We start from the raw sequence: 23,102 nt of genomic DNA, 5'->3' as shown, positions 1-23,102 counted from the left end.
CTTTCATGAATCCGCTCTTTTTCCCATCGCCCAAGATCCTTATCTTTGCCCGCACCAAACAGCACTTGCCAAGCAAGAAGGTTTTAAAGATGTCCAACAGTATGGGTATTGCCAGCGCTTTCGTTTTGTCCTCTTTGTTCGTGTCTTCATTCGCCATGGCTGAAGAGTCGCAAGCCTTTGTCGCACAAAACAACGCACGCGCCGCGGCGTACGAAGAGCACCAGATCGAGATGACGGCCAAAGCTCAGGAAGCCACCCAAGCCCCGCAAGCGTCGAGCATTCAGGCCCAATCCCAAGCCTCGAAAGACAGCTGAGTTCTGCGCATCGCTCCACTTTCCCTCGACGCTTTTCATCGGCTCTTCCCTTTGAAAAGTTGTCTTCAAAGCCGCTGCTATCAGCGGCTTTTTTTCGTTTTGATTTAAAAACGTCCGCTTCACCCTCTCGTTAAACAACTTCTCTAACTTCAAAAACAGTGACGTTATCCGTTGACCAAGGAGCTTTACCGCCCGTGCGTTTTCCAAACCGCTTCAACCCGATGTTCGTTGCAATCGCTGCAACGATGGCCGCCAGTGCTCACGCCGCCGATGATTCGACCGCCACGGGATTCATCCAAGGTTCCAGCCTCGATCTCAACGCCCGTAACTACTACATGAACCGCAATCGCTTGCAGCAGGCGGACGACAACATTGAATGGGGCCAAGGTTTTCTCGGCATCTTCGAATCGGGATACACCGAAGGGACCGTCGGGTTCGGCGTCGATGCCCATGCCATGCTCGGCCTCAAGCTCGATGGCGGTGGCGGGACGGATAACTCAAGCATCCTGCCGGTCAGCGATGGCAACGGCAAAGCGCCGGGCTCGTTCTCGACCGCAGGCGGGACATTGAAAATACGTGCCTTCGATACCGAGCTGAAGGCCGGCGACTTGTTTCTCGCCAACCCGGTCATTGCCGGTGGCGAAACCCGCATGCTGCCCCAGACCTTTCGCGGGGTCAGCCTGACCAACCACAGCTTCGACGGCGTACTCATCGAAGGCGGCCAGGCCAGTTTCACCAAGCCGTACAACCAGAGCGGCCATACGCGCATCAGCACGTCCTACGGCACCTTGCGAGACGGCGAGGACAGCCGGCACCTGAACTGGGCCGGCATGGCCTGGAGCGCTCTGCCGGGCCTGACCAGCAGCCTGTACGCCGCCGAACTCAAGGACATCTGGAACCAGTACTACTACGACCTGGATTACACCTATGCGTTGAACGACCTGGTCAGCCTTAATCCGGGCGTGCACTTCTATCACACGCAGGACACCGGCGATGCGCTGCTCGGCCACATCGACAACAACACCTACAGCCTGCATTTCACCGTCGGCGTCGGCAATCACAGCGTCACTGCCGCCTACCAGCGGGTCAACGGCAACACGCCGTTCGACTACATCAGCCAGGGCGACAGCATTTTCCTCGACAACTCCCAGCAATATTCGGACTTCAACGGCCCGAATGAACGTTCCTGGAAGTTCAAGTACGCCTATGACTTTACCGGACTCGGCCTGCCGGGCCTGACCTCAGTGCTGTCTTACTCCCGCGGTGAACTGGACTTGACCAAAGTCGATCCGGACAGCCCCGGTTATGCCGCGTGGTACAGCGCTGACGGAAAAAACGCCAGGCACTGGGAGCGCGACATTGACCTCAAGTACGTGATCCAGAGCGGCCAGGCCAAGAACCTCGCGCTGCGCCTGCAATGGGCGACCAACCGTGGCGGCAACGGCTATGGCGCACTGGACCAGGACACCGATGAGTACCGGGTGATCGTCGACTACCCGATCAACGTGTTCTGAACGGCTGTCGCACCTGTAGGAGCCGGCTTGCTGGCGATAGCGGTGAATCAGGCGCAATTGATGCGCGGCTATCGCCAGCGAGCCGGCTCCTACAGATCTCAGCGGTTGATGAGTCGGAAATTAGCCAGGGCGCGGGACATTTTTATGGGCTGCTACGCTTAATCCGTCATCCAAGCAGACATCAGCCCCATGACCGTACGCCGCACTTCACATCCTTCAGGCAGCGCCGGGCGGCCTGAGATCCTGGTGATCCTCGGCAGTTGCCTGACGGTTATCGCGATTCTCAGCATCGTGGCTTTTCTGCTCATCCGCGAACACGCCAACGCCCAACAGACCGCCACACGTAGCGCCACCACCATCGCGGAGTTGATCGACGCCGATGTGCTACGCACGGTGGAACTCTATGACCTGACCCTGCAAGGCCTGATCGCCGCCGCGCAAAGGGACGACCTGAAGCAGGTATCAGCGCAAATCCGCCACCTGGTGCTCTTTGACCGCTCTACCACGGCACGCTACAAGGGCGACATTCTATTGCTCGACAAACACGGTGAAGTGCTCGCCGACTCGTCGTTGATCGAACCCAAATCAGGCCATTTCGCGGATCGCGATTTTTTCCTCGCCCATACCCAAAACCGTGACACCGGCATGTTCATCAGCCGTCCGTTCAAGCCGCGTTGCGACTGCGCCTACAGCGACGAATGGCAAATCAGTTTCAGCCGACGCATTGCCTCGGCTACGGGTGAGTTTCTTGGGGTAGCGGTGGCCTCGATGCGCCTGGCTTACTTTGACCAGCTGTTCAACAGCCTGGATATCGGCATCGGCAGCACACTAGCGATCATCAACGATGACGGCATCTTGTTGGCGCAGAAACCGTTTCTGGAAGACAACTCGCTGGGCAAAAGCTTTGCCGACCGCCCAAACGTCGCGCGCTTGCTGCGCGAAGGCAGCGGCAGCTTCGATGGCGTGTCCAGCGTCGACCAGCAGCGTCGTTTGTATACCTTCAGCCGGGTTGGAAACTTGCCGCTCACCGTTATTGTCGCCCTCTCCGGCAACGAGGTTTTCGCCGCCTGGAAGCGCACGGCAATCGTGATCAGCGGTGCCACCGGCGTCTTGTGCATCGGCCTGCTATGGCTGACCTGGCTGCTCTGCCGTGAACTGCGCCTGCGCCACCACGCCGAACAGGAACTGTCGCAACTGGCCGCCACCGACGCCTTGACCGGTGTCGCCAACCGCCGAACGCTTGATCAGACGCTGCGCCATGAGTGGTTCCGTGCGCAGCGTTCCGGAAAACCAATGTCGGTGTTGATGATCGATGCCGATCACTTCAAAGCCTTCAATGACCGCCATGGTCATCAGGGCGGCGACGAGGCCCTGCGTTCACTGGCCGACGTCATCACCGCCAATGTCCACCGCCCGGCGGATCTGGTGGCCCGCTATGGCGGCGAGGAATTTTCGGTGATCCTCGCCGAAACCGACAGCAAGGGGGCGCAGACGATTGCCGAACATATCCGGGCGCAGGTAGAACAGCTGCCGTTGGCGGAGGGCGATGAAATGCCGATGACGGTCAGCATCGGGATCAGTACCTGGACAACGGCGAGCGATATCAGCCTGGAACAACTGTTGTTTGACGCGGACAAGGCGCTGTACCAAGCCAAGGAACGGGGGCGGAACCGGGTGGTGACGGCTTGAAAGAAAAGATCCTGTGATTCACCAGGCATAAAAAAAGGCCACCCGAAGGTAGCCTTTAAAAAACTAGAGAGGTTTTTTACTTACACGGCCGCAACAGGACGCATGTAAGAGATCGGTGCAGTGCTGGCGTCTTCGAAAGTCACGACTTCCCAAGCATCTGTCTGCTCAATCAACTTGCGCAGCAGCTGGTTGTTCAATGCATGTCCGGACTTGAAGCCCTTGAACTCACCAATCAGGCTATTGCCCAGCAGGTAGAGGTCACCAATTGCATCGAGGATCTTGTGCTTCACGAATTCGTCTTCGTAGCGAAGGCCGTCTTCGTTCAGTACACCATCCGCGTCGACCACAATAGCGTTTTCAACGCTACCGCCGAGTGCGAGGTTGTGCTTGCGCAGGTACTCGATGTCACTCATGAAACCAAAGGTACGGGCGCGGCTGACTTCTTTAACGAACGAAGTGCTGGAAAAATCCACGCTTGCACTTTGTGTGCGGTCACGGAAAACCGGGTGATCGAAATCGATCTCGAAGCTCACCTTGAAACCTTCGAAAGGGACGAAAGTGGCGCGCTTGTCGCCGTCTTCCACTGTCACTTCACGCAGGATGCGGATGAACTTCTTGGCGGCGTCCTGTTCTTCCAGGCCAGCCGACTGAATCAGAAATACGAAGGGTCCAGCGCTACCATCCATGATCGGGACTTCGGACGCGGAGAGCTCGACGTAGGCGTTATCGATGCCCAGGCCAGCCATGGCCGAGAGCAAGTGCTCCACCGTATCCACTTTGGTGTCACCGTTGACCAATGTGGTCGACATTGTGGTTTCACCAACGTTTTCCGCGCGGGCAGGGATCTGCACCACGGGGTCCAGGTCGGCACGAACAAACACGATGCCGGTGTCGACAGGCGCAGGCTTGAGGGTCAGGTAGACCTTCTCCCCGGAGTGCAGACCTACACCTGTGGCACGGATAATATTTTTCAGTGTGCGTTGTTTAATCATGGCTTGGGCCGCTTCAGCGCAAATTGCGAACTGGTATCAACAAAGGCTGGCGATGATAGCAGACCACGCCTTTGCTGAACACCAATCACCTTCATAGCCCTGATACATTTCATCAATCGGCCTGACGACGCAGGAATGCCGGGATGTCCAGGTAGTCCAGATCATCTTGCGGATTCATCTTCGCGGCAGTCGCAGCACCGGCCTGAGCCTGGTTGCGCATGACGGTCGGACGGTCCAGGTCACGGTAGTTCACCGCTGGAGCTTCCTGACGAACAGGGGCTTGTTGTTGCGGCTGCGAAGCCATCGATGTGTGAACGGTATTGTCGATGACCTTCACAGGCTTCTCGATTTTAGCGCCCAAACCGGTCGCAACGACAGTCACGTGCAGCTCGTCGCGCATGTCCGGGTCGATAACGGTGCCGACCTTGACCATGGCGTGCTCGGAAGCGAAGGCTTCGATGATGCTACCCACGTCGGAGTACTCACCCAGGGACAGGTCAGGACCGGCGGTGATGTTCACCAGGATGCCGCGTGCACCTTGCAGGTTCACGTCTTCGAGCAGCGGGTTGCGGATGGCCGCTTCAGTGGCTTCACGCGCACGGTTCGGACCGCTGGCGCAGCCAGTGCCCATCATCGCCATGCCCATTTCGCTCATCACGGTACGCACGTCGGCAAAGTCGACGTTGATCATGCCAGGACGCTTGATGATGTCGGAGATACCGCGAACGGCACCGGCCAGTACATCGTCAGCCTTGGCGAAAGCCGACAGCAGGCTGGCGTCTTTACCGAGGATGGTCAGCAGCTTCTCGTTGGGAATGGTGATCAACGAGTCGACGCTTTCGGACAGCAGACGGATGCCTTCATCGGCGATCTGCATGCGCTTGCGACCTTCGAACGGGAACGGACGAGTCACCACCGCAACGGTGAGGATCCCCATTTCCTTGGCCACTTCAGCAATGATCGGCGCAGCACCGGTACCGGTACCACCGCCCATGCCAGTGGTGATGAACACCATGTTGGTGCCCTGCAGGACTTCGGCAATGCGCTCACGATCTTCGAGAGCGGCCTGACGACCTACTTCAGGGTTGGCGCCAGCGCCCAGACCTTTGGTCACGCCGGTACCGAGTTGGAGGATGGTCCGCGCGCCAATGCTCTTGAGCGCCTGGGCATCAGTGTTGGCGCAGATGAATTCAACGCCTTCAATGTTGCTCTTGACCATGTGATTCACGGCGTTGCCACCGCCACCGCCAACACCGATAACTTTGATTACCGGGCTTGCGGGGATGTTGTCTACGAGTTCGAACATTTTCCCTCTCCTTTACGTTCTCTAGTTTTTTCGCCTACTGCCTGTATCTACAACGGTGTAGCGGTGCTGCGGTAAATCTTAAAAATTGCCCTGGACCCAGCTCTTGATACGATCGAGCAAGGCGCCTTTCGGCTCTTCGTTGCTGTAGCTGTCGCGGCTGCCGATACCCGAGAACGAAATGCCGTCGGATTGCTTCTGCAGGCCGTACATCAACAGGCCAACGCCTGTGGAATAAATCGGGTTGCGGACCACATCATCCAGGCCTTTCACACCATGCGGAACGCCCAGGCGCACCGGCATGTGGAAGATTTCCTCGGCCAGCTCCGTGGCGCCTTCCATCTTCGCCGTACCGCCGGTCAGGACGATGCCGGCCGGGATCAGGTCTTCGTAGCCGCTGCGACGCAGTTCGGCCTGAATCAGCGTGAACAGTTCGTCGTAACGCGGCTCGACCACTTCGGCCAGGGCCTGACGGGATAGTTCGCGCGGTGGACGGTCGCCAACGCTTGGCACCTTGATGGTTTCGCCGGCACCGGCCAGTTTTGCCAGGGCGCAGGCGTAGCGGATCTTGATTTCTTCGGCGTACTGGGTCGGGGTGCGCAACGCCATGGCGATGTCGTTGGTCACCTGATCGCCGGCAATCGGGATCACCGCGGTATGACGGATCGCGCCTTCGGTGAAGATCGCGATGTCGGTGGTACCGCCGCCGATGTCCACCAGGCACACGCCCAGCTCTTTCTCGTCGTCGGTCAGTACCGAATACGCGGACGCCAGTTGCTCAAGGATGATGTCGTCGATTTCCAGGCCGCAGCGACGCACGCATTTTTCAATGTTCTGTGCGGCGTTGACGGCGCAGGTGACCACGTGAACCTTGGCTTCCAGACGAACGCCGGACATGCCCAGGGGCTCGCGGACGCCTTCCTGGTTATCGATCACATAATCCTGCGGCAGGGTGTGCAGCACGCGCTGATCAGCCGGGATCGCCACGGCCTGGGCGGCGTCGAGGACGCGCTCAAGGTCGGCGGAGCTGACTTCGCGATCACGAATCGCCACGATGCCGTGGGAGTTCAGGCTGCGGATGTGGTTACCGGCCACGCCGACAAACGCCGAGTGGATACGGCAGCCAGCCATCAGCTGCGCTTCTTCGATCGCGCGCTGGATCGACTGCACGGTGGACTCAATGTTGACCACCACGCCTTTCTTCAGGCCACGGGACGGATGGGTACCGATCCCGACGATTTCCAGCGTGCCGTCGTCCGCAACCTCGCCTACCAGCGCCACCACCTTGGAGGTGCCGATATCGAGACCGACGATCATTTTGCCGCTTTGCACGTTTGCCATGGGTCCTGCCTCTTCTTAATTCTTCGCGACAGCGGGTTGGGCTGCCGTGGGCGCTACAGGTTCCCGCCAGCCAACAGCAAGGCCGTTGGCGTAGCGCAGATCGATGCGCGCAATGTTCGTAATCTGTTCTTTGAGCGTCTTGTCATAGATGGCAATGAAGCGGCGCATCTTTTCCACCAGGTTGCCGCGTCCCAGCAACAGTTCGATCCCGGGGCCCGCACTGCCGGGGCCGGTGGTCAGGAACCAGCTACCGCGTTCACGCAACTCCAGGCGCGCAATCGAGAAGCCCAGCGGCCTGAGCATCTGGCTCAGCACCTGGTATTGCTGCATGACTTGCTGTTGAGCCCGTTGTGGGCCGAACAGCTGAGGCAAGTGTTCGTAGTTCGCCAGCTCGCGCGGGGTGAACGCCTGACCCTGGTTATTCAACAGCGACTCATCGCCCCATCGGGCCACCGGCAGTTGTTCTTCCAGGCGGATTACCACTTGATCCGGCCACACCCGACGCACTTCGGCGTGGGCAATCCATGGCATCGTTTCCAGCTCGGTGCGCATGCTCGCCAGGTCGATGGTGAAGAAGCTCGACGCCACGTACGGGGCGATCCGCTGCTGTACCGCTTGCTGGCTGATGTAACTCAAGTCGCCCTGCACGTTGATCTTGGTGATCGGCCGGTCGGCGTATGGCAGCAAACGCTGCGCGCCTTCATAAGTACCGAACCCCAGCGCAACCAGCAGCACTGGCCAGAACAAGGCTTTGAGAAAACCAAAATTGGCTTTCGGCAGGCGCGCAGACATCGGCTCTTTGGCCACCATTCGGCTGGCACCCCGCGGCACCGGCTTGCGGCCGGGTGCGGGTGGCTGATGACGAAGCTGAGCGCCTTGCATGGTCTTAACCTCTTGCCTCAATGCTTGCGGCCAGGATCGCCAGAACCAGTTGCTGGAAATCCAGACCGGCGGCACGGGCCGCCATCGGAACCAGACTGTGGTCGGTCATGCCCGGTGCGGTGTTCACTTCCAGGAACCAGAACTGCCCGTCGGCGTCCTGCATTACGTCTGCCCTGCCCCATCCCGCGATACCCAGCGCTTCACAGGCTTTCGCCGTGAGGTCCATGAGTTCCTTTTCCTTGGTGCTGTCCAGCCCGCACGGAATGCGGTACTGGGTATCGTTGGCCACGTACTTGGCGTCGTAGTCGTAGAAACTGTGCGTAGTGCCCAGGGCAATCGGTGGCAACACCTGGTCACGCAGGGTGGCGATGGTGAACTCCGGACCTTGAATCCATTGCTCGACCAACACTTGCGAATCGTAGGTACTGGCCGCTTTCCAGGCGTCGATCAATTCGGACGCGGAAGTCACTTTGGCCATACCGATACTTGAACCTTCATGGGCCGGTTTGACGATCAAAGGGAAGCCCAGTTCCGCGGCGGCAGAAATACAATCGGCCTCGCAACTCAGTACCGCATGACGTGGCGTCGGAATGCCCAGGCTGTGCCAGACCTGCTTGGTGCGCAGCTTGTCCATGGCCAGCGCCGAAGCGAGGATGCCGCTGCCGGTGTACGGAATGCCCAGGCATTCGAGCAGGCCCTGCATGCTGCCGTCTTCACCGCCGCGCCCGTGAAGAATAATGAAGGCGCGGTCGATTTTCTCGTTCAGCAAACGCTGCAGCAGGTCATCGCCGACGTCGAGACCGAACGCGTCCACACCCGCGCTTTGCAGCGCATCGAGAACGGCGTTGCCCGATTTCAAAGACACTTCGCGCTCGGCACTTTTGCCACCGAACAGCACGGCGACAAGGCCGAAGTCTTTCGGCGCGACAGTGGAGACGAGGTTGGCGTACGCAGCAGTCATTTCAACTTCCCCTCGACCGGCGCAGCAACGGCGCCGGCGAACAACTCGCTTTTCAACAGTTTCGGTGCGAGACCGCCGATATCACCGGCGCCCTGGCACAGCAGAATGTCGCCGGCACGCAGCAGCGGCTTGACGATTGGCGCGAGGTCGACACCGCGCTCGATGTAGATCGGGTCGAGCTGACCACGCTGACGGATGCTGTTGCACAGCTTGCGGCTGTCGGCGCCCGGAATCGGCTCTTCACCGGCCGGATAGACTTCCATCAGCAGCAGCACGTTGGCGTCGGCCAGAACATTGACGAAATCGTCGTACAGGTCGCGGGTGCGGCTGTAGCGGTGCGGCTGGTAAACCATCACCAGACGGCGCTCCGGCCAGCCACCGCGTACGGCCTTGATCACGGCCGCGACTTCGGTCGGGTGGTGACCGTAGTCGTCCACCAGCATTACGTTGCCGCCGTCTACCGGCAGTTCGCCGTAGACCTGGAAGCGTCGGCCGACACCCTGGAACCCGGACAGGCCCTGTACGATGGCTTCATCGCTGACACCCTCGTCGGTGGCGATGCAAATGGTCGCCAGTGCGTTCAATACGTTGTGGTTGCCCGGCATGTTCACCGAAACATCCAGCGGCTCGCGATCGGGACGCAGCACGGTGAAGAAGGTCTGCATGCCTTGCTGGCGCACATTGATGGCGCGCACGTCGCAGTCGTCGCCGAAGCCGTAGGTCACGGTCGGACGTTTGACTTGCGGGAGGATTTCGCGCACGACCGGATCGTCCAGGCACACCACCGCCAAACCGTAGAACGGCAGGTTGTGCAGGAACTCGACGAAGGTTTTCTTCAGTTTGTTGAAGTCACCGTCGTAGGTCGCCATGTGGTCGGCGTCGATGTTGGTGACCACGGCCACCAACGGCTGCAAGTGCAGGAAGCTGGCGTCGCTTTCGTCGGCTTCGGCGATCAGGTAACGGCTGGTGCCGAGCTGGGCATTGGTGCCCGCGGCATTCAGACGACCACCGATCACGAAGGTCGGATCGAGGCCGCCAGCGGCAAACACCGAAGCGATCAGGCTGGTGGTGGTGGTTTTGCCGTGCGTACCGGCAACGGCGATGCCGTGGCGATAACGCATCAGCTCGGCCAGCATTTCTGCGCGTGGTACCACCGGAATGCGGCGTTCCAGCGCGGTCGCAACTTCCGGGTTGGACGTGTTCACGGCACTCGACACCACCAGCACGTCGGCGGCGGATGCGTTCTCGGCGCGATGGCCGATGAAAATGTGCGCACCGAAAGATTCCAGGCGCTCGGTCACCGGCGAAGCCTTCAGGTCGGAACCGGACACTTCATAGCCCAGGTTCAGCAACACTTCGGCAATCCCGCACATGCCCACACCGCCGATACCGACGAAATGGATGCGACGGATGCGGCGCATTTCCGGATGAGGCATGGCTTTCTGATTCTCAACCATGGGCCACCTCCAGACAGGTATCGACCACGTTACGGGTGGCATCGGGTTTGGCCAGGCGGCGGGCCGCAGTGGCCATATCGTTGAGTCGTTGTGGTTGCATCAGGACCTCTGTCAGGCGCGCGGCAAGATCCGCTGCGCCAGTCGTTCTTTGCGGCATCAGGAAGGCAGCGCCTTCACGGGCCAAATAATCGGCGTTGCGGGTCTGGTGATCGTCGATCGCGTGGGGCAACGGCACGAGCATCGAGGGCAGACCGGCGGCGGCCAGTTCACTGATGGTCAGCGCACCTGCGCGACAGACCACCAGGTCAGCCCAGCCATAGGCTTGGGCCATGTCTTTGATGAAAGGCTGCACTTGCGCCTCGACGCCAGCCGCGCGATAGCGCTCTGCAGTCACTTCATCGTGGTTTTTGCCGGCCTGATGAAACACGTCCGGACGCAAGTCGACGGCGACTTGCGACAGGGCTTCAGGCAGCAACTTGTTCAACGGTTCTGCGCCCAGGCTTCCGCCGAGGATCAGCAAACGCGCCTTGCGACCGGCCAGGGCAGGTCGCGGTGTCACGAGGAACAGTTCGGTGCGCACCGGGTTACCGGTGGTCCGACGGCTGCCCGACAGGGTAAAGGTGTCGGGGAACGCTTCACAGACTCGAGCGGCGAACGGCACCAGCAACCGATTGGCGGTGCCGGCCACAGCGTTCTGTTCGTGAACGATCACCGGCACGCCGGCCAGTTTGGCTGCGACGCCGCCAGGACCGGTCACATAACCACCGAAGCCCACCACGCAAACCGGCCGCAGCTGACGAATGATCGCCCGTGCCTGCCAGACCGATTTAACCAACATGAACGGCGCCTTGAGCAGGGACAATTTGCCCTTGCCGCGCAGGCCGCTGGCGTTGATTCGATGCAATTCGATACCGGCCGCCGGGACCAGATCATTTTCAATGCCGCGCGGTGTGCCGAGCCAGTGCACGGTGTAACCGCGAGCCTGGAATTCGCGCGCACAGGCCAGAGCCGGGAACACGTGGCCCCCGGTGCCGCCGGCCATGATCAAGACGTTAGCGCCCATGGGTCGGCTCCTCGGCGAAGTCGCTCTCATGGAATTCCATTTCTTCACTGCCCAAATGGGTTCGACTTTCCCACTCGATGCGCAGCAACAAGCCGAGACAGGCACAGCAGATCACCAATGAACTGCCGCCATAGCTTAGGAACGGCAGCGTCAGGCCTTTGGTCGGTAGCAGACCGACGTTCACGCCGATGTTGATCAGGAATTGACCAATCCACAGGAACGACAAACCGTAGGCGACATAGGCAGCGAAGAATTGCTTGGCCTTCTCGGCCCACAAACCGATGTACATGCCACGGATACAGACGAAGACGAACAGAGCCACCGTGCACAGCGAACCTACGGCACCCAGTTCTTCGGCCAGTACCGAGAACACGAAGTCAGTGTGGGCTTCGGGCAGGTAGAACTGTTTCTGCACGCTGTTGCCCAGGCCAACGCCCAGCCATTCGCCGCGACCGAAGGCAATCAACGCCTGGGACAGCTGATAGCCGGCCCCGAACTGATCCGCCCATGGATCGGCAAAGTTAGTCAGACGCGCCATTCGATAAGGCTGCATCTGGATCAACAACACCACCGCGCCCACCGCCAGCACCACCATAAGGGAAAAACGGAACAGCCCGACCCCGCCAAGGAACAGCATCGCGGCCGCAGCGCCCATCATCACAACGGTGGCACCGAAGTCCGGCTCCATCAGCAACAGACCCGCCATCGGCAACAGCACGATGAACGGCTTGAAAAAACCCATCCAGCTTTCACGCACTTCTTTCTGGCGACGCACCAGGTAACCGGCGAGGTAGATCACCACGAACACCTTGGCGATCTCGGACGGCTGAACGTTGAAGAAACTGAAGCCGATCCAGCGCATCGAACCGTTCACTTCACGGCCGATCCCCGGGATGATCACCATCACCAGCAAACCGAACGCACCAATCAGCATCAGCCAGCCCAGGCGTTGCCAGGTCGCGATCGGGATCATCATGGTGACCACGCAAGCGCCAAGACCGAGCACGACATAGATCAGGTGGCGAATCATGTAATACAGCGGACTGCCCGACTGTACGGCGGCCACTTCGGTCGATGCCGAGGCAATCATGATCAGCCCGAGGCCGAGCAAGGTCAGGCAGCCGGCAAGCATCGGGAAGTCGAGGTCGATACCACGCCCGGTGATGATGGGCGACGGATAAGGCTTGATGATGCTCATCAGGCTCATGCCAGTTCCTCCACGACGCGGACGAACTGGTGACCACGGTCTTCGTAATTCTTGAACATGTCGAAACTGGCGCAGGCCGGTGACAGCAGCACCACGTCACCCGGCAGGGCAGCGGCGCGGCATTGCTCCACGGCTTCGACCAGCGACCCGACGCGAATCAGCGGCACGGCGTCGCCGATGGCCTCGCCGATCTTGTCGGAGTCGCGGCCCATCAGGATCACGGCGCGGCAGTTGGCCGCCACCGGATGACGCAGCTCCTTGAACTCGGCGCCCTTGCCGTCACCGCCGGCGATCAGCACGATCTTGCCGTCGATGTCCGCGCCCAGGCCTTCAATGGCGGCAAGAGCGGCACCGACGTTGGTGGCTTTGGAGTCGTTGTAATAGCCAACGCCATCCAGATCACGCACCCATTGGCAGCGATGTTCGAGACCGGCGAAATTGCGCAGGGCTTCGAGCATGGCGTCGAACGGCAGGCCGACCGCATGACCGAGCGCCAACGCCGCCAGGGCGTTGGACTGGTTGTGCGCGCCACGCACTTTCAACTCGCGCACTGGCATCAGGTTCTGGAATTCGAAAGCCAGGTACTTCTCGCCGTTTTCTTCGCGCAGGCCAAAGGCCTTGAAATCCGGTTTGGTCAGGCCGAAGGTCCAGCATGGCTGACCCTCGCCCATCAGCGGACGGCTGAGCGCATCCTGACGGTTGACCACAAACTGCTTCGCGCCACGGAAGATCCGGTGCTTGGCCAGGTGATAAGCCGGCAGACCGCTGTAACGATCCATGTGGTCTTCACTGATGTTGAGCACGGTCGCCACTTCGGCGTTGAGCTGGTCGGTAGTTTCCAGCTGGAAGCTCGACAACTCCATCACGTAAAGCTCGATATCGTCGCGCAGCAGGTCCAGCGCCGGTGTGCCGAGGTTGCCGCCGACGGCGACACGCTTGCCAGCCGCAGCCGCCATTTCACCGACCAGGGTGGTCACGGTGCTTTTCGCGTTGGAACCGCTGATGGCGACGATCGGTGCCTTCGCGTTACGCGCGAACAGCTCGATGTCGCCGGACAATTTCACGCCACGGGCGGCGGCGGCCTGCAGGGCCGGGGTCGCCAGCGCCAGGCCGGGGCTCACGTAGAGCTCGTCGGCACGGCACAGGAATTCGACATCCAGCTCGCCACAACGCACTTCCACGTGCGGATAGTCACGCTTGAGCGTGGCCAGTTCCGGTGGATTTTCCCGCGTATCGGCCACGGCAAACGCCACGCCCCGGTTCGCCAGGAAGCGAACCAGGGACATGCCGCTCTTGCCGAGGCCGACAACGATGCGGAAGTGGTCAGAAGCGATCAGAGACACGAGTTTCTACCTCAGCTTCAGGGTGGCAAGGCCGACCAACACGAGAATCACGGTGATGATCCAGAAACGGACGATCACGCGTGGCTCGGGCCAGCCCTTGAGTTCAAAGTGGTGGTGAATCGGTGCCATGCGGAATACGCGGCGACCGGTCAGCTTAAAGGAGGCAACCTGAATGACGACTGACAGGGTTTCCATCACGAACACGCCGCCCATGATGAATAGGACGATTTCCTGACGGACGATCACCGCAATGGTGCCCAGGGCCGCGCCCAGCGCCAGCGCACCGACGTCGCCCATGAAGACTTGTGCCGGATAGGTGTTGAACCACAGGAAGCCCAGGCCCGCACCGATCAAAGCGCCGCAGAACACGATCAACTCACCCGCGCCCGGTACATAAGGGATCAGCAAGTATTCGGCGAATTTCACGTTACCCGACAGGTAGCAGAAGATGCCGAGGCCACCGCCGACCATCACGGTAGGCATGATCGCCAGACCGTCGAGGCCGTCGGTCAGGTTGACCGCGTTGCTCGAACCGACGATTACGAAATAGGTCAGGACGATGAAACCCGCGCCCAGCGGAATGCTGTAGTCCTTGAGCATCGGCAGGATCAGCGTGGTTTCAACCGGCGTGGCAGCCGTCATATATAGGAAGATCGCCGCGCCGAGGCCGAACACCGACTGCCAGAAATACTTCCAGCGACTCGGCAAACCACGGGAATTCTTCTCGATCACTTTGCGGTAGTCGTCGACCCAGCCAATGGCGCCGAACAGCAAGGTCACCAGCAACACTACCCAAACGTAACGGTTGGTCAGATCAGCCCACAGCAGCGTGCTAACGCCGATGGACGAAAGAATCAGCGCGCCACCCATGGTCGGGGTGCCAGACTTGGACAGGTGCGATTGCGGACCGTCATTGCGAACGGACTGACCGATCTGACGGTTCTGCAGGGTGCGGATCATCCACGGGCCATAGCACAGCGACAAAACCAGCGCGGTCAGTACACCGAGAATCCCGCGCAGGGTCAGGTACTGAAAGACCGCGAAGCCTTTGTAGAACTGTTGCAGATACTCCGCTAGCAGCAGCAGCATTAATGTTTCTCCAGGCTGGTCCCGCACAAAGCGGCGACGATGTTTTCCATCGCGGCGCTGCGCGAGCCCTTGATCAAAATGGTGGTGTTTGTGTCTTGCTCGGCGCCCAGGGCCTTGATCAGTTCAGCCTGCGTGCTGAAGTGAAAGGCCTGAGGACCGAACGCATTGACGGCGTGAACCATCATGGGTCCGACGGCGTACAGCGCAGAAACCTTGCCACGGGCGTACTCGCCCACGTCGCGGTGCCCCTGCTCCGCCCAATCGCCCAACTCGCCAATATCCCCGAGCACCAGAACGGTGCGACCGGAAAAGCCGGCGAGTATATCAACGGCAGCGCACATGGAGGTGGGGTTCGCGTTGTAAGTGTCATCAATGACGCGCATGCCATTAGTGGCCAGTTGCGCGACGGTGCGACCCTTGACCGGCTGCACCGCGCCGAGACCGGTGGCGATACCGAACAGCGACACGCCTAGGGCATGGGCGGCGGCCGCGGCGGCCATGGCGTTCGCGACGTTATGGGTGCCGAGCAGGTTCAGTTGAACGCGCTCCACACCTTCAGGCGTGTGCAGGTTGAACGCCGGGCAACCACGGGCATCGGTGGTCAGGTCACTGGCATAGAAGTCGGCGCTGGTGTTGCTCAAGGCGAACGTCAGCACTTTGCGTTCACCGGCGCGCGCCTTCCAGATACCGAATGCCTTGTCGTCAAGATTGAGAACGGCGACGCCATCGGCATCCAGCCCTTCGATAATCTCGCCCTTGGCTTCGACAATTTTTTCCGGCCCGCCGAACTCACCAACGTGGGCGGTCCCGGCATTGTTGAGAATGGCCACGTGAGGTTTGGTCATGCCCACGGTGTAGGCAATTTCACCCAGACGAGAAGCGCCAAGCTCAATCACCGCAGCGGTGTGTTCCGGCGCCAGTTCGAGCAGGGTCAGCGGAGCGCCGAGGTCATTGTTCAGATTGCCACGGGTCGCCAGCACCGGGCCACGGGTGCGCAGGATGCTCGCGAGCATTTCCTTGACCGTGGTCTTGCCGCTGGATCCGGTAATGGCGGCGACCGGTTGAGTGAAGGCCTGGCGGTTCAGGGCACCCAACTGGCCGAGGGCCTTGCGGGTATCGCTGACCAGCAACTGCGGCAGCGTGCTGTCGGCGACTTCGCGCTCGACCAATGCCGCCACGGCGCCTTTGGCCGCCACGTCATTCAGATAATCGTGGCCATCGAAGCGTGGACCGGTCAGGGCAATGAACAGCTGGCCTGGCTGGATCGCGCGGCTGTCAATGCTGACGCCGTTGAAGCTGGCATCGGCAGAGATCAGACGAGCATCCAGTGCGCCGGTCAGTTCACTCAGTTTCAAGGCTTTAAGCACGGGCCACCTCCCATGCGGTCAAGGCATGATCAGCTTCGACCAGATCGGAGAAGGCATGGCGCTCGCCATTGATTTCCTGATAGTCCTCGTGACCTTTGCCGGCCAGAACGATCACATCATCCGCCGAAGCGCCGGCGATCAACTGGGCAATCGCCTGGCCACGGCCAGCGACGAACGTCACTTTATCCACAGCCGTGAAACCGGCGCGGATGTCATCGAAAATCACCGAAGGGTCTTCGGTTCGCGGATTATCGTCGGTAACCAGCACGCCATCGGCCAGACGTTCGACCACTTCAGCCATCAGCGGACGCTTGCCGCGGTCACGATCACCGCCGCAGCCGAACAGGCACAGCAAACGACCTTTGACGTGCGGACGCAGGGCGGTCAGGACTTTTTCCAGGGCATCCGGGGTGTGGGCGTAATCGACCACCACCAACGGCTGAGTGCCACCGCCAAGACGCTGCATGCGACCGGCCGGGCCTTCGAGTTTCGGCAGCACCTTGAGAATTTCGTCCAGCGCGTAATCCAGACCGAGCAAGGCGCCAATCGCCGCCAATACGTTGCTCAGGTTGAAACGGCCAAGCAGCGTGCTGCGCAGATGGTGCTCGCCTTGTGGCGTCACCAGCGTGGCACGCACGCCTTCATCGTCGAACTGCGCTTCGCGGCAATACAGGTAGGCGCTGCTGTCGAGCAGGCTGTAGGTGATCAGTCGCGACTCACGCTTTTCGGCAGCCAGTTGCCGACCGAAATCGTCGTCAAGGTTAACCACCCGGCATTTCAAATTGTTCCAGGCAAACAGCTTGGCCTTGGCTTCGCCGTAGGCCTGCATAGTGCCGTGGTAATCCAGGTGATCGCGGGACAGGTTGGTCATCACCGCCACGTCGAAGGCCAGCGCGGTAACGCGGCCCTGGTCCAGGCCGTGGGACGAAACTTCCATGGCTACCGCTTTGGCACCGGCCTTTTTCAGGTCGCCCAGGGTCGCTTGCACGGCAATCGGGTTCGGCGTGGTGTGCAGGCCGCTTTGCAGCGCGCCGTAGAATCCGGAACCCAACGTGCCGACGATGCCGCAATGCTGACCGAGCAGATCCAGTGCCTGCGCGACCAGTTGGGTCACGCTGGTTTTGCCGTTCGTACCTGTCACGCCCACCAGGTTCAGGTGATGGCTCGGTTCGCCATAAAAGCGTCCGGCGATGTCCGACAGTTGCGCCGCCAGCCCCTTGACCGGAATCAATGGCACTTCGGTGATTGGTAGCACCGTGGCGCCTTCCACTTCATAAGCGACAGCGGCGGCACCACGCTGCAAGGCATCGGCAATGTGCGCACGGCCATCGAATTTGCCGCCCGGCACCGCGAGGAACAGATCCCCGGCGCGCACGTTGCGACTGTCCAGCGCCAATTCACGGATCAACAGATCGTGACCGGCGTGGGGGAAAATCTTGTTCAGACTTAATGACATCAGCCGCGCCCTCCATTGGCTTTCAGCGGAACGACCGGTGTGGCGTTGGCTTGTTGAGTAGGTGGCAGGTTGTCCGGGGTGACGTTCATCAGGCGCAGGGTGCCGGACATCACACGGCTGAACACCGGCGCCGACACCAGACCACCGAAGTAACCAGCCTTGGTCGGCTCATCGATCACCACCACGATGGCGTAACGCGGATCGCTCATCGGGCCGAAACCGGCGAACAGCGAGCGGTAGGAGTTTTCGGCGTACCCTTTGGTACCGACCGAAGTTTTACGCGCCGTACCCGACTTGCCGCCCACGTGATACGCCGGCACCTGCGCACGGAACACGCCGCGCGGGGCTTCGATCACTTGCTGCAGCATGCCTTGCATGGTTTTCGCGACCGCTTCCGGCAGCACTTGCGTGGTTTGCGGCGCCTTGTCGGTTTTGATCAGCGTCAGCGGCGCGAGGCGACCGTTATTGGCCAGCGCCGAGAAGGCATGAACCAACTGGATCGCGGTCACGGAAATACCGTAGCCGTAGGACAGCGTGGCGGTTTCAGCCTTGCGCCATTCGCGGTAGTTCGGCAGGTTGCCGACGCGCTCACCCGGGAAGCCGAGGCCGGTGTCCTGGCCGAGGCCGACTTTTTGCGCGAGGCGGAAAATCGTTTCGCCACCGATATCGAACGCGACTTTACTCATGCCGACGTTACTGGAATTGATCAGAATGCCCGTCAAGTCGAGCACCGGACCTTCGGTCTTGGATACGTCCTTGATGGTGTATTTGCCAATCTGCAAGGAGCCCGGATACACCTCGACGGTGTCGCTCGGTTTCCAGCGCCCGGTTTCGATGGCAGCGCTCATGGAGATCGCTTTCATGGTCGAACCCGGCTCGAAGACGTCGATCATCGCGCGGTTACGCATCATCGCTGGCTGCAAGTTGCGGCGGTTGTTCGGGTTGTAGGTCGGCTGGTTGACCATGGCGAGGATCTCGCCGGTTTTCACGTCCATGATCACCAGGCTGCCGGCCTTGGCGCCGTTCTCGATGATCGCGTTGCGCAATTCACGGTTGGCCAGGTATTGCAGGCGCAGGTCAATGGACAACGCCAAGGGCTTTCCGGCCTTGGCGTTTTTGGTGACCTGGACATCCTTGATCAACCGGCCGCGCCGGTCCTTGATGACCTGTCGTTTGCCCGGCACCCCGGCCAGCCATTCGTCGTAGGCCAGTTCGACACCTTCCCGACCATGGTCGTCGATGTCGGTAAAGCCGACCATGTGCGCGGTGACTTCACCGGCCGGATAGAAACGGCGAAACTCTTCAATGCCGTAGACGCCCGGCACTTTCAGGTCGAGCACAGTCTGGCCCTGCTCAGGCGTCAGCCCGCGCACCAGGTAAATGAATTCTTTATTGGCTTGAGCTTCGAGGCGCTCGGCCAGGGCCTTGGGATCCTGACCCAGTGCAGCGGCCAGTGCCGGCCACTTCTCCTTGGCCAGCTGCATTTCCTTGGCGTTGGCCCACAGGGTAGTGACTGGCGTACTGACGGCCAACGGCTCGCCGTTACGGTCGGTGATCAGACCACGGTGAGCCGGAATCGGAATATGACGAACGCTGCGCGCATCGCCCTGACCTTTGAGAAAGTCACGGTCGACCACTTGCAGGTCGATGATGCGCCAGCAAATCGCAATCACCATGACACCGAGCAAGCCCAGCACCAGGCGGAACCGCCATGGAAAGAGTGCGCCTTCGAGCTTCATCATGGCGCCACCATCTGCACTTCGGCGGCACCGGGAATGCGCATCTTCAGTTGTTCGGTGGCCAGCACTTCGATACGGCTGTGGGCCGTCCAGGTGCTCTGCTCAAGAATCAAACGGCCCCACTCGGCCTGCGCCTTGTCACGCACGCTCAACTCGTTGTACAGCGAGTTCAGCAGCTGACGGTTCCAGTGCGCGCTGTAGGACACGCCGATGGCCGACACGAGCACGCCGATGAACAACAGCAGCATGAAAAAGCTTCCGCCGGGAAGTGGCTTGGCGAAAAGCTTGCTCACCGCAGTTTCTCCGCCACGCGCATAACAGCACTACGGGAACGTGGGTTGGCTTTGAGTTCGGCATCGGAGGCCGTCTGCGCTTTGCCATGGACTTTGACTTTCGGTTCGAACGCTACGTGGCGAACCGGCAGGTTGCGCGGCAGGTTGTCGGCTTCGCCTTTCACCAGCTTGCGCATGAACAGCTTGACGATGCGGTCTTCCAGCGAGTGGAAGCTGATCACCACCAGACGGCCGCCGATTTCCAGGCAGTCGAGCGCGGCTTCGAGGCCGGCTTCCAGATCGCCCAGTTCGTTGTTGACATGAATACGCAGGCCCTGGAATGCGCGGGTTGCAGGGTTCTTGCCTTTTTCCCACGCCGGGTTGGCGACTTTCAGGACCTCAGCCAGATCGGCGGTACGCTCGAAGGGTTTGATGTCACGGCGCTCGGCGACAGCACGGGCCATGCGACCGGAAAAACGCTCTTCGCCGTATTCCTTGAACACGCGGGCGATTTCTTCCACGGGCGCGGTGTTGACGAACTCGGCCGCGCTGATCCCGCGGGACGGGTCCATGCGCATGTCCAAAGGACCATCGTTGAGGAAACTGAAACCGCGCTCAGGGTCGTCGAGCTGCGGCGACGAGACGCCCAGGTCGAGCAAAACACCGCTGACCTTGCCGTGCAGACCGCGTTCGGCAACTTCCGAGCCCAGCTCGGCAAAGCTGCGCTGCACAACGACAAAGCGGCCGTCTTCGGCCGCTAGCGTCTGCCCGGTGGCAATCGCTTGAGGATCCTTGTCGAATCCGAGCAACCGACCATCGGGACCGAGCTGACTGAGGATCAGCCGGCTGTGCCCGCCGCGCCCGAATGTGCCGTCCAGATAGCAGCCATCAGGACGTACGGCGAGAGCCTCGACGGCTTCGTCAAGCAGTACGGTGATGTGGTTAAAGCCGCTATCTATAGTCACAGGATCAAATCACGCAGTTCGTCAGGCATCGCGCCCGGTTCTTGAATAGCAGCCAGGTCAGCAGCAGAAACCGCATCCCAGGCATCCTCGTCCCACAATTGGAACTTGTTCAGTTGGCCTACCAACATCGCGCGCTTATCCAACTTGGCATATTCACGTAAACGCGGCGGAACCAGAAAACGACCACTGCCATCGAGCTCAAGGTCGACGGCATTACCAATCAGTAAGCGTTGCAGGCGGCGGTTCTCTTCGCGAAGCGAAGGCAGTGCGCGCAATTTGGTTTCAATAATTTCCCACTCATCGAGCGGGTAAACACACAAACACGGATCAACGGCATCAATCGTGACGATTAATTGCCCGGAGCTACGCGAAACCAGCTCGTCACGGTACCGGCTCGGCATAGCGAGACGGCCCTTTGCATCGAGACTGATAGCGTTGGCTCCGCGAAACACGTCAGCGTTTCTCCAAATATTAGCGTTTTGCGTTCAAAAAACCCACTTCATGCCACTTTCCGCCACTTGCGCACACTATAGGAATGCGCCCACCACACCGTCAAGGCGCGGATTAAAGGAAATCCCTTACAGAACTGAGATTTAGGAGCATATAAGAAGGGGTAACGAGAATCTGAGAGACGAATACATCCATTAACTTGAATCAGCACAGGAGGCTGCATTCGGAAGTTAAAGTGATTTATTAAGAGTAAGATTTTTTTGGTATTACGAAAGTGCTTCGCCGACGATTCTGAAAGGAGGAGAAAACGGTGTTGCGCGTGAGGTGCCGGCGCTGGCTAATTTGCCATCACCACGCCCTGCTTAATGATTTAAGCAGAGATAAATAAAAGGTGGAGAGTCGATCTGTAAGCCGGGTTCTGTCTTGAACAGTCATTCGTCTACGATGGCCATCACTGGACACCTTTAGCAACCTACCCGGTCCCAGCGCGGGCCACGCCTTGGGACCCTATTTGGTCTTGCTCCAAGTGGGGTTTACCTAGCCACGAACTGTTGCCAGACGTGCGGTGCGCTCTTACCGCACCTTTTCACCCTTACCGGCGCCGAAGCGCTTAGGCGGTTATTTTCTGTGGCACTTTCCGTAGGCTCACGCCTCCCAGGCATTACCTGGCACTTCGCCCTATGGAGCCCGGACTTTCCTCCCCCCCCTAATTTTCATAGAGGGCAGCGACTGTCCGATCGACTCTCCGCCGCGAAGGTTAACGGCAGAGCGCCCGAAGAACAAGCGCTAAACGCCTTTTGCCATGCCTGCGCGTCGGGTTTTACTCGCCCTTCTGCTTATCCAGTGCGACCTGATAGAGCACATTCTTGCGTTCACCGGTAATTTGCGCCGCCAATGCCGCGGCGCGCTTGAGTGGCATTTCCTCAAGTAGCAGATTGAGGATACGCATCGCCTCACTGCTGACAGCGTCCTCGCTCTCGGGAGCGGACCAGCCCGATACCAGCACCACACACTCGCCGCGCTGCTGATTGCTGTCCGACTCGACAAATTCACGCAACTCGGCCAGCGGCAAGCCTTTCAGCGTTTCGAAGGTTTTGGTCAGTTCGCGCGCCAACAAGGCCTGACGCTCAGGCCCAAATACCAACTCCATATCCTGCAAACACTCCAGGATACGGTGCGGTGCTTCATAGAAAATCAGCGTGCGCGGTTCTTCCTTTACCAATTCAAGACGCGCGCGTCGCCCCACGGCCTTTGCCGGCAGGAAACCCTCGAAGATGAAACGGTCCGAGGGCAACCCTGCCGCCGACAACGCCGCGATCAAGGCGCAAGCGCCCGGAACCGGCACCACATTAATTCCGGCAGCTCGGGCCTGACGCACCAAGTGATAACCCGGATCGGAAATCAGCGGTGTGCCGGCATCGGAGATCAGCGCTACGTTGTCACCCGCCAGCAAACGAGTAATAAAGCGGCTGCCCTCATCTCGCTCGTTGTGCTCATGGCAGGCAGCCAGCGGCGTCTGAATGCCGAAGTGCTGCATCAAGCGCTGGGAGTGACGGGTATCTTCGGCAGCGATCAGGGCGACCTCGCGCAAGATTTTTAGCGCACGCGCACTGATGTCGTCCAGGTTGCCAATGGGCGTCGCCACCACATAAAGCGAGCCAGCAGCGGAATTCAAAGCACCTGGAGCAGTCAAAGCGC

The 23,102-nt window shown here is 60.1% G+C and carries 20 protein-coding genes and 1 other RNA gene; 3 read left to right on the top strand and 18 right to left on the bottom strand.

Annotated features, from left to right (window positions below):
* Positions 1-89 precede the first annotated feature (89 nt).
* From ABVN21_RS00285 to ABVN21_RS00275, 3 genes are all read left to right on the top strand, one after another.
* Positions 90-314, top strand: coding sequence for a hypothetical protein (locus ABVN21_RS00285; RefSeq protein WP_339554761.1), 225 nt, complete (start codon positions 90-92; stop codon positions 312-314).
* Positions 315-508: 194 nt separating this feature from the next.
* A complete protein-coding gene (locus tag ABVN21_RS00280) occupies positions 509-1,828 on the top strand; it encodes an OprD family porin (protein WP_339554760.1) in 1,320 nt (439 codons plus the stop codon).
* A 189-nt stretch (positions 1,829-2,017) separates the two neighbouring features.
* Complete coding sequence (locus ABVN21_RS00275; RefSeq protein WP_339554759.1) at positions 2,018-3,517, top strand: diguanylate cyclase; 1,500 nt, start codon at positions 2,018-2,020, stop codon at positions 3,515-3,517.
* 80 nt (positions 3,518-3,597) lie between these two features.
* Here the strand turns inward: ABVN21_RS00275 and lpxC are convergent, their stop codons facing one another.
* From lpxC to rsmI, 18 genes are all read right to left on the bottom strand, one after another.
* Positions 3,598-4,509, bottom strand: a complete 912-nt coding sequence (gene lpxC / locus ABVN21_RS00270; RefSeq protein ID WP_075945611.1) for a UDP-3-O-acyl-N-acetylglucosamine deacetylase — start codon at positions 4,507-4,509, stop codon at positions 3,598-3,600.
* A gap of 112 nt (positions 4,510-4,621) precedes the next feature.
* A complete protein-coding gene (ftsZ, locus tag ABVN21_RS00265) occupies positions 4,622-5,815 on the bottom strand; it encodes a cell division protein FtsZ (RefSeq protein WP_034149518.1) in 1,194 nt (397 codons plus the stop codon).
* Positions 5,816-5,893: 78 nt separating this feature from the next.
* On the bottom strand, positions 5,894-7,153 hold the full coding sequence (gene ftsA, locus ABVN21_RS00260) for a cell division protein FtsA (protein WP_034149519.1): 1,260 nt from the start codon (positions 7,151-7,153) through the stop codon (positions 5,894-5,896).
* 15 nt (positions 7,154-7,168) lie between these two features.
* Positions 7,169-8,035, bottom strand: coding sequence for a cell division protein FtsQ/DivIB (locus ABVN21_RS00255; RefSeq protein ID WP_223505929.1), 867 nt, complete (start codon positions 8,033-8,035; stop codon positions 7,169-7,171).
* Positions 8,036-8,039: 4 nt separating this feature from the next.
* Positions 8,040-8,996, bottom strand: coding sequence for a D-alanine--D-alanine ligase (locus ABVN21_RS00250; protein ID WP_339554754.1), 957 nt, complete (start codon positions 8,994-8,996; stop codon positions 8,040-8,042).
* Positions 8,993-10,453 carry a UDP-N-acetylmuramate--L-alanine ligase gene (gene murC / locus ABVN21_RS00245; protein ID WP_339554752.1) on the bottom strand — a complete coding sequence of 487 codons (1,461 nt, stop codon included), beginning with the start codon at positions 10,451-10,453 and terminating at the stop codon, positions 8,993-8,995. The genes ABVN21_RS00250 and murC overlap by 4 nt, the downstream gene beginning before the upstream one ends.
* Entirely contained in the window at positions 10,446-11,516 is a 1,071-nt protein-coding gene (murG, locus tag ABVN21_RS00240) for an undecaprenyldiphospho-muramoylpentapeptide beta-N-acetylglucosaminyltransferase (RefSeq protein WP_339554750.1), read from the bottom strand. The genes murC and murG overlap by 8 nt, the downstream gene beginning before the upstream one ends.
* Entirely contained in the window at positions 11,506-12,717 is a 1,212-nt protein-coding gene (gene ftsW / locus ABVN21_RS00235; RefSeq protein WP_339554788.1) for a putative lipid II flippase FtsW, read from the bottom strand. Before ftsW ends, murG begins: the two co-directional genes overlap by 11 nt.
* 2 nt (positions 12,718-12,719) lie before the next feature.
* The gene (gene murD / locus ABVN21_RS00230) at positions 12,720-14,066 is read right to left on the bottom strand and encodes a UDP-N-acetylmuramoyl-L-alanine--D-glutamate ligase (protein WP_339554748.1); all 1,347 of its coding nucleotides are present in this window, start codon (positions 14,064-14,066) and stop codon (positions 12,720-12,722) included.
* Positions 14,067-14,072: 6 nt separating this feature from the next.
* On the bottom strand, positions 14,073-15,155 hold the full coding sequence (gene mraY, locus ABVN21_RS00225) for a phospho-N-acetylmuramoyl-pentapeptide-transferase (protein WP_008005012.1): 1,083 nt from the start codon (positions 15,153-15,155) through the stop codon (positions 14,073-14,075).
* The gene (murF, locus tag ABVN21_RS00220; protein ID WP_339554745.1) at positions 15,155-16,522 is read right to left on the bottom strand and encodes a UDP-N-acetylmuramoyl-tripeptide--D-alanyl-D-alanine ligase; all 1,368 of its coding nucleotides are present in this window, start codon (positions 16,520-16,522) and stop codon (positions 15,155-15,157) included. Before murF ends, mraY begins: the two co-directional genes overlap by 1 nt.
* A complete protein-coding gene (locus tag ABVN21_RS00215) occupies positions 16,515-17,978 on the bottom strand; it encodes a UDP-N-acetylmuramoyl-L-alanyl-D-glutamate--2,6-diaminopimelate ligase (protein ID WP_339554743.1) in 1,464 nt (487 codons plus the stop codon). Before ABVN21_RS00215 ends, murF begins: the two co-directional genes overlap by 8 nt.
* Positions 17,978-19,717, bottom strand: coding sequence for a penicillin-binding protein 2 (locus tag ABVN21_RS00210; protein WP_339554787.1), 1,740 nt, complete (start codon positions 19,715-19,717; stop codon positions 17,978-17,980). The genes ABVN21_RS00215 and ABVN21_RS00210 overlap by 1 nt, the downstream gene beginning before the upstream one ends.
* Positions 19,717-20,010, bottom strand: a complete 294-nt coding sequence (gene ftsL, locus ABVN21_RS00205; protein ID WP_003205353.1) for a cell division protein FtsL — start codon at positions 20,008-20,010, stop codon at positions 19,717-19,719. The genes ABVN21_RS00210 and ftsL overlap by 1 nt, the downstream gene beginning before the upstream one ends.
* Positions 20,007-20,948 (bottom strand): 16S rRNA (cytosine(1402)-N(4))-methyltransferase RsmH, encoded by a 942-nt coding sequence (gene rsmH, locus ABVN21_RS00200; protein WP_339554786.1) that lies wholly within the window; start codon positions 20,946-20,948, stop codon positions 20,007-20,009. The genes ftsL and rsmH overlap by 4 nt, the downstream gene beginning before the upstream one ends.
* Before the next feature lie 2 nt (positions 20,949-20,950).
* Positions 20,951-21,406, bottom strand: coding sequence for a division/cell wall cluster transcriptional repressor MraZ (mraZ, locus tag ABVN21_RS00195; RefSeq protein ID WP_047532982.1), 456 nt, complete (start codon positions 21,404-21,406; stop codon positions 20,951-20,953).
* A gap of 389 nt (positions 21,407-21,795) precedes the next feature.
* An RNA gene (gene rnpB, locus ABVN21_RS00190) (RNase P RNA component class A) lies at positions 21,796-22,149 on the bottom strand.
* Positions 22,150-22,224: 75 nt separating this feature from the next.
* Positions 22,225-23,097 (bottom strand): 16S rRNA (cytidine(1402)-2'-O)-methyltransferase, encoded by an 873-nt coding sequence (gene rsmI, locus ABVN21_RS00185; RefSeq protein ID WP_339554741.1) that lies wholly within the window; start codon positions 23,095-23,097, stop codon positions 22,225-22,227.
* Positions 23,098-23,102 lie beyond the last annotated feature (5 nt).

Origin of the sequence: Pseudomonas sp. MYb327, assembly GCF_040438925.1 — a bacterium.
GTDB lineage: Bacteria > Pseudomonadota > Gammaproteobacteria > Pseudomonadales > Pseudomonadaceae > Aquipseudomonas.
This window is presented reverse-complemented; position numbering and strand designations above follow the sequence as displayed.